Annotated in this window: 13 protein-coding genes; 7 read left to right on the plus strand and 6 right to left on the minus strand. The window is 60.9% G+C overall.

From position 1 onward, the window contains the following. Positions 1-64: 64 nt before the first annotated feature. The 5 genes from bcp to AB3Y40_RS08865 all read left to right on the plus strand — a co-directional run bounded on the left by bcp (position 65) and on the right by AB3Y40_RS08865 (position 4,873). On the plus strand, positions 65-532 hold the full coding sequence (bcp, locus tag AB3Y40_RS08845; RefSeq protein WP_369438426.1) for a thioredoxin-dependent thiol peroxidase: 468 nt from the start codon (positions 65-67) through the stop codon (positions 530-532). An 83-nt stretch (positions 533-615) separates the two neighbouring features. Continuing rightward, positions 616-1,443, plus strand: coding sequence for a ferritin-like domain-containing protein (locus AB3Y40_RS08850; RefSeq protein ID WP_369438427.1), 828 nt, complete (start codon positions 616-618; stop codon positions 1,441-1,443). Between the two features lie 145 nt (positions 1,444-1,588). Further along, a complete protein-coding gene (locus tag AB3Y40_RS08855; protein WP_369438428.1) occupies positions 1,589-2,899 on the plus strand; it encodes a DUF5930 domain-containing protein in 1,311 nt (436 codons plus the stop codon). Further along, on the plus strand, positions 2,889-3,380 hold the full coding sequence (locus AB3Y40_RS08860; RefSeq protein ID WP_369438429.1) for a bactofilin family protein: 492 nt from the start codon (positions 2,889-2,891) through the stop codon (positions 3,378-3,380). The genes AB3Y40_RS08855 and AB3Y40_RS08860 overlap by 11 nt, the downstream gene beginning before the upstream one ends. Positions 3,381-3,382: 2 nt before the next feature. Then, complete coding sequence (locus AB3Y40_RS08865; RefSeq protein ID WP_369438430.1) at positions 3,383-4,873, plus strand: MFS transporter; 1,491 nt, start codon at positions 3,383-3,385, stop codon at positions 4,871-4,873. Here the strand turns inward: AB3Y40_RS08865 and AB3Y40_RS08870 are convergent. The 5 genes from AB3Y40_RS08870 to AB3Y40_RS08890 form a co-directional block, all read right to left on the minus strand. After that, positions 4,840-5,637, minus strand: a complete 798-nt coding sequence (locus AB3Y40_RS08870) for a DUF2189 domain-containing protein (protein WP_369438431.1) — start codon at positions 5,635-5,637, stop codon at positions 4,840-4,842. The genes AB3Y40_RS08865 and AB3Y40_RS08870 overlap by 34 nt on opposite strands. 43 nt (positions 5,638-5,680) lie before the next feature. Beyond that, the gene (gene prfB / locus AB3Y40_RS08875) at positions 5,681-6,808 is read right to left on the minus strand and encodes a peptide chain release factor 2 (RefSeq protein ID WP_369438432.1); all 1,128 of its coding nucleotides are present in this window, start codon (positions 6,806-6,808) and stop codon (positions 5,681-5,683) included. A 94-nt stretch (positions 6,809-6,902) separates the two neighbouring features. After that, positions 6,903-9,410, minus strand: coding sequence for a penicillin-binding protein 1A (locus AB3Y40_RS08880; protein WP_369438433.1), 2,508 nt, complete (start codon positions 9,408-9,410; stop codon positions 6,903-6,905). Between the two features lie 141 nt (positions 9,411-9,551). Next, a complete protein-coding gene (locus tag AB3Y40_RS08885; protein ID WP_369438434.1) occupies positions 9,552-10,340 on the minus strand; it encodes an MBL fold metallo-hydrolase in 789 nt (262 codons plus the stop codon). Between the two features lie 84 nt (positions 10,341-10,424). After that, positions 10,425-11,159, minus strand: a complete 735-nt coding sequence (locus AB3Y40_RS08890; protein ID WP_369438435.1) for a DsbA family protein — start codon at positions 11,157-11,159, stop codon at positions 10,425-10,427. 116 nt (positions 11,160-11,275) lie between these two features. Between AB3Y40_RS08890 and AB3Y40_RS08895 the strand changes: the two genes are divergently transcribed. Beyond that, positions 11,276-12,415, plus strand: coding sequence for a pyridoxal phosphate-dependent aminotransferase (locus AB3Y40_RS08895; RefSeq protein WP_369438436.1), 1,140 nt, complete (start codon positions 11,276-11,278; stop codon positions 12,413-12,415). After that, a complete protein-coding gene (locus AB3Y40_RS08900; RefSeq protein WP_369438437.1) occupies positions 12,412-13,620 on the plus strand; it encodes an N-acetylmuramoyl-L-alanine amidase in 1,209 nt (402 codons plus the stop codon). Before AB3Y40_RS08895 ends, AB3Y40_RS08900 begins: the two co-directional genes overlap by 4 nt. Positions 13,621-13,627: 7 nt before the next feature. Here the strand turns inward: AB3Y40_RS08900 and AB3Y40_RS08905 are convergent, their stop codons facing one another. Then, positions 13,628-14,236 (minus strand): DJ-1/PfpI family protein, encoded by a 609-nt coding sequence (locus AB3Y40_RS08905; protein ID WP_369438438.1) that lies wholly within the window; start codon positions 14,234-14,236, stop codon positions 13,628-13,630. Between the last annotated feature and the right edge of the window lie 7 nt (positions 14,237-14,243).

Below are 14,243 nucleotides of genomic sequence, written 5' to 3' on the forward strand. Positions count from 1 at the left end.
ACTTTGCTCAGCGCACACTAAAACGAAATTGAAACGCAATGCAGCCCGCAAAAGGAGACACCCGATGTCTGAACTCTCAATTGGTGATCCCGCCCCCGCTGTGAACCTGCCCCGCGACGGCGGTGAAATGATTGATCTGGCCGATTTTGCGGGTCAGGCCGTCGTGCTCTATTTCTATCCGCGCGATGACACCTCGGGCTGTACCAAGCAGGCGATTGGGTTCACAGATCACAGCGCTGACTTTGCGGCCGCAGGTGCGGTTGTCCTGGGGGTGTCCAAGGACAGTGTGAAAAAGCACGACAAATTCGTGGCCAAGCACACCCTTGGCGTCGCCCTTTTGTCGGATGAAGACGGCGATGTCTGTGAACGTTACGGCGTGTGGAAAGAGAAAAGCATGTACGGCAAGACCTACATGGGGATCGAACGGTCGACTTTTCTGATTGATGCCGACGGCAAGATTGCGCAGGTCTGGCGCAAGGTCAAAGTCCCTGGCCACGTGGACGCGGTGTTGGACGCGGTGCGCGCCCTTTGAGCCGGGGACCGCGATTACTCATCGAATAATCGTTTGCCTCCGGCGGGCATATTTTCATTCAAAAGAAAGCAAAGGGTCATGCAATGATCCCATTGGCAGAAATGGCAGTTGCGGTGCTGACAACCGCCGACGGGCGCGCCAAGACCGCGTTGTCGCGTGACTTTGCGGCCCAGTGGCAAGCGGCGCGCAAAACGGGCGAGATACCGGAAGTTGGAACTGCCAGCCCACCGGATTTTCCGGCGCGCCCAGACCAGCCTGCATTGCTGGACCCGCGGGATGTGCCGCATCGCAAACCCGGCAGCCCTGCGGGTCGGATCGCGCTTTTGCATGCGGTGGCGCATATTGAGCTGAACGCCGTGGACCTGCACTGGGATATCATCGCGCGTTTCTCGCACGTCCCGTTGCCGATTGGGTTCTACGACGATTGGGTCAAAGCAGCTGACGAAGAATCGAAACATTTCAATCTGATGTGCGACTGTCTTGAAGCACTTGGATCACATTATGGCGCCTTGCCTGCCCATGCAGGCATGTGGCGCGCGGCCACTGACACAGCGGATGATCTGATGGGTCGTTTGGCGGTGGTGCCGATGGTGCTGGAAGCGCGCGGCCTTGATGTGACGCCGGGCATGATCCAGATTTTCCGGTCCGCAAAGCTGCCTGATGCGGTTGCCGCGCTCGAGGTGATCTACGCCGAAGAAGTGCACCACGTGGCCTATGGGTCCAAATGGTTCCACTTTCTATGTGGCCGCGACAATCTTGACCCGACACCGGTCTTTCACGATCTGGTCCGCCGGTATTTTCACGGCGCGCTGAAACCACCGTTCAATGAAGAAAAACGCGCAGAGGCGGGAATTCCCCCCGATTTCTATTGGCCGCTTGCCGGAACCCCGGCGGGGAGATCAAAATCGTAGGCAAAAAGCTGCCCAAGCTGCCGAAAAAGGTCATGAAATCTGATAATTGGTTGCAGGAACGGCACTTGGAAGCTAGACCCTTTTCAGCGGCGCAAAGGGTGTGGGGACCTGCCGGTGGGAAATGGGACGGGACAGGGACGAAGCCGTGAAATCACGACTGACGCATGCAATTCACCATAAGCTCGAAAAATGGTTCCCTGAAAAACGGCTCTTTTTGCGGTCCGATACCGAGACCCGTTTCATCCGTCTCAAGCCTGAAACACAGTTGATCGGCTGGGGCGGCGCGGTTGTCGTTGTCGGCTGGACAATCATTTCTACCGCAATCCTGCTCATGGACAGCATCGGTGCCGGCAACTTCCGCGCACAGGCGCAACGTGATCAAATGATCTATGAACAGCGGCTCAACGCCCTGTCTGCCGAACGTGACGCCCGCGCAGAAGAAGCGGTTGCGGCACAACAGCGGTTTTCTTCGGCCTTGGCACAGATCAGTACCATGCAATCAGAACTGCTGGCGCTGGAGGATGAGCGCCGCGAGTTGGAAACTGGGATGGAGGTCGTGCAGGCCACTCTGCGCAACACCATGCAACAGCGTGAAGCGGCCCGACAGCAGGTCGCTTCGCTGACAAACGAAGATGGCAACGGCCCCTCGACTGCCGTGATCAGTGAAGAGGCAGAGAGCACCGTCGATCTGTTGGCCTCTGCCCTTGCCGAGACCACAGCAGAACGCGATATGATCGCCTCTGACGCGGCCTTTGCGCTTGACCACGCCGCGGAGATGGAGCTGGAACTGCGTCTGCTGCAGGAACGCAATGACGAGATTTTCCGTCAGCTTGAAGAGGCGATGACCATCTCTGTTGAGCCACTCGACAAGATGTTCCGCAACGCAGGGCTTTCGCCCGATAGCCTGATCTCTGCGGTGCGTCGTGGCTATTCCGGCACCGGAGGCCCGTTGACGCCGCTGCAGTTTTCGACGAAAGGCGGCGCGCCCGATCCTGATGCAGCCCGCGCCAATGGCATTCTGGATGCGATGGACCGGATCAACCTGTATCGGATCGCCGCCGAAAAGGCGCCCTTTGACATCCCCGTCAAATCGAACTTCCGTTTCACTTCGGGCTTTGGCCAACGGTGGGGCCGCCTGCATGCGGGCACCGATTTTGCCGGGCCTGTCGGCACGCCAATCTATGCCACCGCCGATGGCGTTGTCACACACGCCAGCTGGTCATCGGGGTATGGCCGGTTGATCAAGATCCAGCACGAGTTCGGGATCGAGACCCGGTATGCACATTTGAACGCGATGCGTGTTTCAGTTGGTCAAAGGGTCTCGCGCGGGGATCGAATTGGTGATATGGGCAACTCCGGACGGTCCACTGGACCACACCTTCACTACGAAGTGCGCGTTGGCGGTACTCCCGTTAATCCCATGACCTACATAAGAGCTGGACAAGATGTTTTCTAAATCCAAAATCAACGAGCCCGGACCCAAAGCCGAAGGGGCCCCTGCTGCTGCAGCGGAACCGGCGAAATCCGCACCTGCGTCTGACTTCAAAGCGACGGCCCCCAAAAGCAAGCCGCCCGCATCGGTACTTTCTGCTGACCTGCATATCACCGGGAACATCAAGACGACCGGTGACATCCAGATCGAAGGCCAGGTGGATGGCGACATCCGCGCCCACCTGCTGACCGTGGGCGAAGGCGCCACTGTCAAGGGCGAGGTTGTGGCAGATGATGTGGTCGTTAATGGCCGGGTGATCGGTCGCGTGCGTGGCCTCAAGGTGCGCCTGACTTCAACGGCACGTGTCGAAGGCGACATCATTCACAAGACCATCGCCATCGAAAGCGGCGCCCATTTCGAAGGGTCCGTACAGCGACAGGATGATCCGCTGTCCACCGGTTCCGGTGGCAAGGCAAAAATGCCCAACGACGCCGCCAAAGGCTAGGCTTGGCCGCAACACCACCTTCTCAACGGGCCGCGCCGGCAAAGGCGCGGCCCGTTTTTCATGCCGACTTCTGTGAAGAGCGGCATCGCCGTCTGATCCTCACCGCTGCTGTGCTCGCCTCTTCCATGGGGTTCATTGATGGCACTGTGGTCAGCATCGCCATGCCCGCGATCCGCCAGACGCTGGGTGCTACGCTGGATCAGGCCACGTGGATCAACAACGCCTACATGGTCACCCTAGCCGCGCTGATCCTTGTGGGCGGTGCCTTTGGTGACCGCTTTGGGCTCGCGCGGGTGTTCTCGCTCGGCATCGCGGTTTTTGTGGCGACCTCGCTCATTTGTGCGCTAGCGCCCAACCCCGATGTACTGATCCTTGCGCGGCTGGCCCAGGGTGCCGGGGCTGCAATGATGATCCCCGGCAGCCTTGCCATGATCAGCCGCGCCTACCCGCGCGAGGTGCGCGGGCGCGCCATTGGCCTGTGGGCCGCCGCCTCTGCTGTCACAACCGCCGCGGGGCCGATCGTGGGCGGGCTTGCGCTGTCCTTTGGCGGGCCAGAGATGTGGCGGTGGATCTTTGCGATCAACTTGCCACTGGGGCTGATTGCATTTCTCATGACCCGTGCGGGCGTCGCCCGCGACACCCGCCGACCGGGTCAGCCGGTAGACATCCCGGGCGCGGTGCTCGCTGTGGCGGGTCTGGCCGCCATCGCCTGGACCTTCACCCATTTAGAGGGGTCAGGCACCACCCCGCTCACCTGGATCATCGGCGGCCTAGGCGCGCTGACCCTGCTGGCGTTTTTGTGGCAGGAACACCGCAGCGCCCACCCGATGATGCCGCTGGCACTGTTCCGTGACCACACTTTTGCCGCCGCCAATGCCGCGACCTTTGCGCTTTACTTTGGGCTGTCTGCGATCCTGTTCTTTCTGCCGATGCTCACCGTCGCAGGTTGGCAGATATCAGAGATTGAGGCCGCATTGGCCTTTGCCCCGCTGTCGATCTTCATCTCGGCCTTCTCGACCCGTTTCGGGCGATTGTCGGATAAGATCGGCCCCGGTCCGGTCATCGCGATGGGGGGCGTCACCGTGGCGGCGGGCTATACCGCGCTGGCGCTTGTGGTCCCGTTGCAGAACTACTGGTTCGCCGTGCTTCCCGCGATGACGGTGACCGGGTTCGGCATGTCGATGGTGGTGGCCCCCTTGTCCACCGCAGTGATGGGCGCTGTGGCCGATAGCCAGTCAGGCACAGCATCAGGCGTCAACAACGCGATCAGCCGGATCGCAGGGCTTGTGGCGGTGGCGGCAATGGGCGCGCTTGTTGGTTTTGCTTATGCCCGTGCGGGCGGCGCGTTCAGCTACGGCGAAACGCTGGATGACCCGGCACATGTGGCGGCAATGGGTGCGGCCTTTGCGGCGATTGCCTGGGTCTCTGCCGCACTGGCGGCCCTATCAGCAGCTTTGGCCTATGTCGGCATCCCGCGGCGCGGCGCATCATAAAGCGCGCGGCGGTATAAGTGCCATGTGGCATGGCCCAGCACCGGCAGAACAACCACCAGCCCCAGAAACCACGGCACCAACGCCAGAAAGGTCAGGCTGGCAATCACCCCCGCCCAGACCAGCATCACACCCAGATTTTCGTTCACCGTGCGCACCGACAGGATCATCGCCGTGACAAAATCGACCTCGCGCTCCAGCAACAGCGGCAGGCTGACCACAGTCAGCGAGAACAACAAGAACGCCAATACCGCACCCACGACCACCTCTGCCGCGATCATCCGCAGGCCCGCTGCTGTCCAAAGCACGGACAGATCGGTCGAGATATTGGTGATTGCCGACAGCCCCATGAAAAGCGCAAAGATGATATGCGCCAGAAACGTCCAGAACAGAAAGTAAAAGACGATGAGCGCCCCCATCCACGGGATTTGCCGCCCGCGTTCTGCCCAGACCACGCCCAGCACCTCTGACCAGACCAGCGGCTGATCCGCCTCCAACCGGCGCGACACTTCATAAAGACCGACGGCAGCAAAGGGCGCGGCCAGTGGAAAGCCAAGGGCAGTGGCCAGCGTCCATGTCACATGCCCTGCGCCGATCCACAACATCCCAAAGCCGCCAAAGACATAGACCGCGCTGAAAAACAGGCCAAAGGCCGGCGCGCGTCGAAAATCCGCCACCCCCATCGCAAGGCAGGCCCAAAGTTCGTTCAGCGTCACCCGCCCAATCCGGGGCAGCGGTGCGGGGTCTGTGATGTCGTGCGACGTCATAGGATCAGATTAGGCATGGCACGGGGCGCGTCCTTGATCTGCATCAATCCTCGGCGGTGGCCTCGGCCCGGCTCTTGCCGCTCACGTCCATCGCCAGCGTGGCCGCCATCAGACCGTCCAAGTCACCGTCAAGCACGCCGGATGTGTCAGAGGTTTCAAACCGCGTGCGCAGGTCTTTGACCATCTGATAAGGCTGCAACACATAAGATCGAATCTGGTTGCCCCAGCCCGCGTCACCTGCGTTTTCGTGCGCTTCGTTGACCAATGCGGACCGCTTATCAAGCTCGATCTGATAGAGCCGCGATTTCAGCGCCTTCATCGCAATGTCGCGGTTCTGGTGCTGCGATTTTTCCGATGATGTCACGACAATCCCCGTGGGATGGTGTGTGATCCGCACCGCCGAATCCGTGGTGTTCACGTGCTGCCCACCCGCGCCCGATGACCGGTAGGTATCAATGCGGATATCTGCGGGGTTCACCTCGATCTCGATGTTGTCATCCACCACCGGGTAAACCTTGACCGAGGTAAAGGACGTGTGCCGTTTGGCCGCGCTATCAAACGGTGAAATCCGGACCAACCGGTGCACACCACTTTCGGACTTTAGCCAGCCATAGGCGTTCTGCCCGCTGATCTTGTAAGCCGCCGATTTGATGCCCGCTTCTTCGCCGGGGCTTTCTGACTGCAACTCGACCTTATAGCCTTTCTTTTCCGCCCAGCGGACATACATCCGCGCCAACATCGCGGCCCAATCGCAACTTTCGGTGCCACCCGCCCCTGAATTGATTTCAAGGAAGGTATCATTGCCGTCGGCCTCACCGTTCAGCAGCGCCTCCAACTCTTTCTTGGCGGCCTTGGCTTTGAGCGTTTCAAGCGCGGCTTCGGCCTCGGACACCACTTCGGCATCTTCTTCCATCTCACCCAATTCGATCAGCTCGATATTGTCCTGCAGATCGGTCTTGATGCTGTTGTAGCTGTCCAGCGCATCCACCAGCATCTGCCGCTCGCGCATCAGCTTTTGCGCTGCCGCCGGATCATCCCACAGGTTGGGGTCTTCGACGCGCGCGTTAAATTCCTCCAGCCGGTGGGCTGCGGTCTCGTGGTCCATCCGCTGCGCCAGCAATTGCAGCGAGTTCTCGATGGCCTCAACGGTATTTTCGGTCTCAGCGCGCATGGGCCCGGGTCCTGGATTGTCTGATTGTCAAAGGGTCATATCCCGCGCCATTGGCACGGGCAAGGTTGGGTGGGCAATCTGCCCATCGCGTTGTCTAGTAAAGCCCGCCCGAGGACAGCGAACCGAAGGTGGCGCGGGGTCCAACTGTTGCTGTGCTCCCGGTCGAGGTGGTCACCTGACGGGACGCGCGCGGCACCTCGTCGAACAGCGACAGATCGGACCCCATCGCAAAGCCACCGTCAAATGTGATGCCAAAGACAGGCTCTTCTCCGGGGCGGAAACACTCTGCAATCACGTTCTCGCCGCCGGCACTGTCAGGCAGACGCGCGCCAGTAAATCGGTCGATCTTGATGAACTGACAATCTGCGGGGACAAAAAACTCGCCGCCGCCGTACTTCTGGATCGCCTCGGACATGAAATCGGTGAACACCGGGCCGCAGATGCCGCCGCCACCGGCCCCCCGGCCCATCGGGCGCGGCGTGTCGAAACCGATGTAGCAGCCCGCCACGATGGTCGAAGAGAAGCCCACGAACCACGCGTCCTTTTCATCGTTGGTTGTGCCGGTCTTGCCCGCAATCGCCACCGGCAGGTTGACCGTGCCGCTCGCGGTGCCGCGATCCACAACACCTTCCATCATGCTGGTCAGCTGATAGGCGGTGATTTCGTTCATCACCCGTTCGCGGTCCGATGTGATCTGTGGGCGCTGGCCCGCGGGCAAGGTCTGGTCGTTACAATCCACGCAAATGCGCTGATCGTGGCGGAACACGGTGTGGCCGTAACGGTCCTGTACCCGGTCCACCAGCGTCGGTTCCACCCGCTCACCCCCGTTGGCAAACATCGCATAGGCCGCAACCATCTTGAACAATGTGGTTTCTTCCGACCCCAGCGAGGCCGCCAGCACCTGGTTCATATCGTTGTAAACACCGAACTTTTCCGCATAGCGCGCAACCGTATCCATGCCGACCTCTTGCGCCAGTCGGATGGTCATCAGGTTCCGTGACTTTTCAATGCCGGTGCGCAGCGGCGTGGGCCCGTAGAACTGGTTGGAATAGTTCTTTGGCCGCCAGACACCCTGGGGTGTGTTGATCTCAATCGGTGCATCCACCACGACTGTGGCGGGCGAATAGCCTGAATCCAACGCCGCCGCATAGACAAACGGCTTAAACGACGAACCGGGCTGACGCTGCGCCTGCGTGGCGCGATTAAAGACAGAGTGCTGATAGCTGAAACCGCCCTGCATCGCCAAAACGCGGCCAGTATTCACGTCCATTGCCATGAACCCGCCCTGCACTTCTGGCACCTGCCGCAGGGTCCAGCGGATCAGCGATCCGTCGCTGTCGTTGGTCATCTGACGCACATGCACCACGTCGCCGGGGGTGAAGTTCTCAAAGAAATCGCCAGCCATCCACTGGATGTCCTCGCGCGGCACCTCGACCGTGCCGTTCACCCCATCCGCACCCAGCGTCAGGGTCTGTTCCGCCACCTCCAGCACCACCGCCGGATACCAACGATTGCCCAGCGTGATATCGCGGGCCACGTTGACTTTGGATAGCGCCTCGCGCCACGCGGGCGCGCTGGTCAGCGTCTCAACCGGGATCGTCTCTCCGGTGCCACGCCACTTGCCCTGCCCGCGATCATATTGCTCGAGCGCGCGTTGCAGCGCATGGGCGGCTTCCACCTGCATCTCGGGATCAATTGTCGCGCGGATCGACAGACCGCCGGAAAAGAATTCTTCCTCGCCAAAGTTCTGGCTCAGCTGGCGGCGGATTTCGTCGGTAAAGTAATCGCGCGGCGGCAGGTCCGACTTAAAGCTTTCATAGTCGCCATTCTGCACCGTGCGCAGCGGCTCATTCACCGCCACATCATAGGTCGCCTGATCGATGTAGCCGTTCTCGAACATCTCTTCGAGGATGAAGTTCCGGCGCGCAATCGACCGGTCCTTTTGCCGCACCGGGTCATAACGCGATGGCGCCTTAGGCAGCACCGCAAGATAGGCCGCCTCTTCCACGGTCAGCTCTGAAAGGCTTTTGTTGAAATAGGTCAGCGCTGCCGCGGTCACACCAAAGCTGTTCTTGCCCAGAAAAATCTCGTTCAGGTAAAGCTCAAGGATCTTCTCCTTGGGCATCGCGCCCTCAATCCGGGTCGCAAGAATGATCTCTTTGATCTTGCGCTCTGCACTGCGTGATCCATCCAGCAGAAAGTTCTTCATCACCTGCTGCGTAATGGTCGAGGCACCGCGCAAATCCGCCCCCCGGCTGCGCACCGCATCAAACAGGGCCGCGGCCATCCCGCGGGGATCATATCCCGCATGGGTATAGAAATTCTTGTCCTCAGCGCTGATAAACGCCTGCTTCACCAGATCAGGGATTTCCTCGGCCGGGGTGAACAGCCGCCGTTCAACGGCAAATTCGTCAATGATATTGCCCTCGCCCGAATAAATCCGGCTGATCGTCTTGGGCGTATAGGTCGCCAGTACCTCGTATGACGGCAGGTCCCGGCCATACATGTAGAAAATCCCGCCCAACGTGATCCCGGCCATCACAAGGCCAAGGGTCAGCATCGAAAAGATGCTGCCGAAAAAGGACATGACAAAACGCAACAAGGGGCTCGCCTCACGATACCGGTGACTGACCCGCTTATAGGCGGTGCCACCGGCATGGTCAAAAGCTCAAGCAGGGTTATGGGCTGAATTGCGCCGCGTTTCTGGTCACTTTTTCAGCAGGTTTTGATGAGGGTCCTGACCTTAGGCCGGCATGATCTCATCGCCATACCACGGGGCGAACTTCACCTCTGTTCCATCCCCTATCAATGCGGCAAAGGCCATTGGATCCTGGGTCCCGCCATCGCGACCGCGATAATGGTAGGGATAGACGAACCGTGGCGCAAAGTCCGACACCGCACTGGCCGCCGCTTCTAGGTCCATCGTGAACGGCAGGTTCATGCAGACAAAGGCCAGATCAATGTCCTGCAGCGCGCGCATTTCGGGGATATCCTCGGTATCGCCCGAGATGTAGACGCGGAAGCCCTCAAACGTCAGCACATAGCCATTGTCGCGGCCCGGCGGGTGAAAGTTCATCCGCCCCTCGGTCAGGTTATGCGCCGGGATCGCGGCAATCCCAAGCGCGTTCCACGCAGTCGCGTCGTCGTTGCCAAGCGATTCTGCCTTGGCCTTCAGGTCATCGGGCAGCTTGTCATAGACCGCTGGATTGGTGATCAGCCGCGTCTGATCCGTCATCAGCCCATCCAAAATCCCCTCGTTGAAGTGGTCGCCATGCTCGTGCGTGACCAAAATCAGATCAGGCTTCGGCAACCCGTCATAGGCCGACATCTCGCCCACCGGGTCAACGGCAATGGTGCCAAGCGGTGTCTCAAAGATGATCGAGGCATGATCGACCGGGTGCACGGTAATCGGCCCCGCAGGTGTTTCAAAACTGTCTGCTGCGTGACTGGCGCCGCGCGCCTGAAACGGCAGAAACGTGATTGTGCCCGCTGCCGCGGCCTGCGTCAAAAATACCCGTCGTGTCTGTGCCATGTCGATGTCCTCCGTTATGCGCGATGGCAAACCACCTAGCGCAAGACAGCGACAATTCAACGCAGCCCAATCCGGGCTCCACTGCTATCCGCGAAGCTCGGCCACGATTTGTCGCATCTGATCCAGCGGCACATACCCGCGCAGCATTTCGTCCTGCACCACAAAAGTGGGCGTGCCATTGATCTGCAACTGCTGGCCCAACACGCGGTTGGCATTCAGGATCGCCGCGACCTCATCACCCTCCATCGCCGCAAGGATCGGTGCCGCCTCCAGCCCCAGGCCCTCGGCCATGCGGCCAAAGGCCGTGGGCGAGAAATCACCGCGATAGGCCATCAGCGTGTTGTGAACGTCGTAATAGGCGTCATCCCCGGCCACCAACTTGGTGGCGACGGCAAAGCGCGATGCCAACACCGATTCCTCGCCCAGAATGGGGAATTCCTTGACGATATAGCGGATATTGCCATCCCGGCTGACCAGTTCTGCGACCTCCGGATGCGCCTTTTTGCAATAGCCACAGCGATAATCGAGGAATTCGACAACGGTAATGTCGCCCTCGGGATTGCCACCCACAAAAGAGAACCCATCATTCAGCAATTGATCCGCAGATGCCGCCAGCATGGCCCCTTCGGCCTGTGCCTGCTCAGCCTGCTGCCGCGCTTCAAGCACACCAATCGCCTCCATCAGCACTTCGGGATTTTCCAGCAGATAGGCCCGCACTTCGGCACGAAACGCGGCCCGCTCGGCCTCGCTCATCGCCTCTTGCGCAGCAAGCGGTGTGGCAAGGGTCAGGGCCGCAAGGGCAATGGCGCGCAACATCATCTGGTCTCTTTCCTCTTGGTCCTGCCTGTTTCATCACATCATGGCGTCAGAGCCAAGGCGGCATTGACGCGCACCCACAGGCTGGGCATCACAGCACAAAGCAGTAGAGGCACCACATGCGCAACTCAACCCGCGGCGACGTCGATCCCTTCATTGTGATGGATGTGATGGAAGCGGCTCGCGCGGCAGAGGCCGCGGGCCGCCACATTATCCATATGGAAGTGGGCCAGCCCGGCACCGGCGCACCTGCCGCTGCGCGCGCCGCCCTGCAACAGGACCTTGCAGACCCTTTGGGTTACACGGTCGGTTTGGGCCTGCCTGATCTGCGCGCGCGCATCGCGCAGGTATATAACGACTGGTACAATGTTGATCTTGATCCGGCCCGCGTGGTGGTGACCTCTGGCGCGTCAGGCGCGTTCCTGCTGGCGTTCTCAGCGCTTTTCGACAATGGCGAGCGGGTTGGCCTTGGCCTGCCCGGCTACCCGTCATACCGGCAAATCCTGCGGGCCGTGGGGCTGACGCCCGTGGGCATCCCAACAGATGCCGCCACCCGGTTCCAGCCGCAGCCTTCTGATGTGGCGACCCACGACCTTGCAGGACTTGTCGTTGCCTCACCCGCCAATCCCACCGGGACCATGTTGGACCTGCCCGGCCTTTCGGCCTTCGCTTCGGCCTGCGCCGACCGCAATGCCGCCCTGATCTCGGACGAGATCTATCACGGCATCACCTATGACCGCCCGCAGGTCACCGCACTGCAAGCCACCGATGAAGTTTATGTGGTCAATTCCTTTTCCAAATACTTCGCCATGACCGGCTGGCGCGTGGGCTGGATGGTGGTGCCTTCGGATCACGTTCGCCGGATCGAGCGGCTGGCCCAGAATATGTTCATCTGCGCACCGCATGCCGCCCAACGGCTTGCCTTGCATGCGTTGAACGCGCCTGCGGAATGTCAGGCAAACCTTGCGACCTATAGGGCCAACCGCGACATCGTGCTTGCCGGGCTCAAGGCTGCGGGCCTTGCCATCCTCGCCCCGCCTGACGGGGCGTTCTACGTCTATGCCGATGTCTCGGCCTATACCGATGACAGCCGCGCGATGGCCGCCGACATCCTTGACCGCGCAGGCATTGCCGTCACCCCCGGCCTTGATTTCGACCCCGACCGCGGGCATCACTGGTTGCGCTTTTCCTATGCCGGGACGACCGCTGATATGACAACCGCCATGGACCGGCTTGCAACCTATATGGCCGCCCGATGATCCGCCTGCTTGCCTGCCTGATCTGCCTTGCCCTGCCTGCGGCGGCCCATGATTTCACCGGGCTGGCGCGGGTCGATATGGCCGGCAGTCAAGTCTATGACGATGGCACCGATCTGGTGGTTGACCTGGCACTCAGCCAGACCATCCCCTACCGCGCCTTCACCCTTGATGACCCGCGCCGCCTTGTCCTCGATTTCCGCGAGATTGACTGGCAAGGCGTCACGCGTGCCGCACTCTTGAATTCAGACAATGCACCCGATCTGCGCTTTGGGACATTGGCACCCGGCTGGTCGCGCATGGTGGTCGACCTTTCGGCCCCGTTGATTATCGACACCGCCGGGCTGGCCACTGACGCCGAAACCGGAACCGCTCAGCTGACCGTCCGGTTGCGGGCAACGGACGACACCACATTCGGTGCCCGTTCTGGCCCACCACCTTCGGCCACCTGGGACGACGCGGTGCGCACACCCAGCCTTCCCGCACCCGACCCTGCCACCGACGATCTATTGACAGTCATGCTTGACCCCGGCCACGGCGGCATCGACCCCGGCGCCGTGCACGGCGGTATTTACGAGGCGAACCTGATGCTGCAACTGGCAATCGAGGCGGCAGATGCCCTCAACCGCACCGGAGAGGTGCGCGCATTGCTGACCCGCGATGCGGATGTCTTTGTGCCGCTCAGCGCGCGCATCACCCAAGCCCGCACCGCTGGTGCGGACCTGTTTATCTCTTTGCACGCGGATGCGCTGGAAGAGGACGAAGCCACCGGTGCCTCGGTCTATACGCTGGATGCTGACGGACAGGATCGCGCAGCCCAACGCATGGCCGAACGCCACGAACGCGGCGACCTTCTGACCGGTCTGGACCTCAGCGATCAGGATGATCGCGTCGCAACCGTGCTGATGGATCTGGCCCGCGCCGAAACCGGCCCCGCCGCCATCCGCTTTGCCGATATGCTGGTCAAGACATTGCGCGATAGCGGTGCGCGGCTCAATTCGCGCCCCCGGCGCGAGGCACTGCTGGCGGTGCTCAATGCCGCCGACTTTCCGTCCGTGCTGGTCGAGGTCGGCTTTCTGTCCAACGCCGCAGACCGCGATACGCTCTCATCACCCGATGGCCGCGCGCGGATCGTGGATGGGTTGGTCAACGGCATCCTGATGTGGTCCCGTGATGAGGCCGCCCGCGCACCACTGATCCGGCAATAGCGCGCCCTCAGACCAACCCGGCCGAGGCGGCAAACGGGTCCCACTCGGCATCACTGTGCCAAGTATACTCGCAGCCCTCAGCCATTTCTTCGGCCTTGTCGCGGCCAAACAGGTTTGCCGCGACCGCCAGCGCCATATCCATCCCCGCTGAAACGCCGGATGAAGTGAAAAACTTGCCGTCCTCAACCCACCGGGCCTGTTTGACCCAGTCAACGCCCGGTGCCAGATGGACTGTGCTTGTGAAATCCATCTTGTTGGTGGTGGCCCGCCTGCCGTCCAGCACACCGGTCATCCCCAAAAGAACCGTGCCGGTGCAGACCGCCATCACCTTTTCAGCCCTCTCAGACACATCCCTGATCCATTGCTGAGTGGCGGCATCCACCGCCTCGATCAGCGCAGAATCGCCACCGGGGATGAACAACAGATCATAATCCGTGCCCTGCGCCAGAACCCGATCAACCGCGATGCGCTGACCATGCCTGCTAGGCACGGGCTCTGGCCCCTTGGCGACCGTGACGACCTCAATCTCGTCAAAGAAGCCGCCCAGCATTTCGATGGGGCCGAAAAAGTCCAGCGTCTGAAACCCCGGAAATACCAGTGCCGGCATTGTCCTCATGATCGGT

This window comes from Yoonia sp. R2331 (genome assembly GCF_041103235.1).
Classification (GTDB): domain Bacteria; phylum Pseudomonadota; class Alphaproteobacteria; order Rhodobacterales; family Rhodobacteraceae; genus CANMYO01.

Excerpts from the sequence above, each read along its gene's own strand:
- bcp (WP_369438426.1), top strand. The coding sequence starts at position 65 with ATGTCTGAACTCTCAATTGGTGATCCCGCCCCCGCTGTGAACCTGCCC.
- AB3Y40_RS08850 (WP_369438427.1), top strand. The coding sequence starts at position 616 with ATGATCCCATTGGCAGAAATGGCAGTTGCGGTGCTGACAACCGCCGAC.
- AB3Y40_RS08860 (WP_369438429.1), top strand. The coding sequence starts at position 2,889 with ATGTTTTCTAAATCCAAAATCAACGAGCCCGGACCCAAAGCCGAAGGG.
- AB3Y40_RS08870 (WP_369438431.1), bottom strand. The coding sequence starts at position 5,637 with ATGACGTCGCACGACATCACAGACCCCGCACCGCTGCCCCGGATTGGG.
- prfB (WP_369438432.1), bottom strand. The coding sequence starts at position 6,808 with ATGCGCGCTGAGACCGAAAATACCGTTGAGGCCATCGAGAACTCGCTG.
- AB3Y40_RS08885 (WP_369438434.1), bottom strand. The coding sequence starts at position 10,340 with ATGGCACAGACACGACGGGTATTTTTGACGCAGGCCGCGGCAGCGGGC.
- AB3Y40_RS08890 (WP_369438435.1), bottom strand. The coding sequence starts at position 11,159 with ATGATGTTGCGCGCCATTGCCCTTGCGGCCCTGACCCTTGCCACACCG.
- AB3Y40_RS08895 (WP_369438436.1), top strand. The coding sequence starts at position 11,276 with ATGCGCAACTCAACCCGCGGCGACGTCGATCCCTTCATTGTGATGGAT.
- AB3Y40_RS08900 (WP_369438437.1), top strand. The coding sequence starts at position 12,412 with ATGATCCGCCTGCTTGCCTGCCTGATCTGCCTTGCCCTGCCTGCGGCG.
- AB3Y40_RS08905 (WP_369438438.1), bottom strand. The coding sequence starts at position 14,236 with ATGAGGACAATGCCGGCACTGGTATTTCCGGGGTTTCAGACGCTGGAC.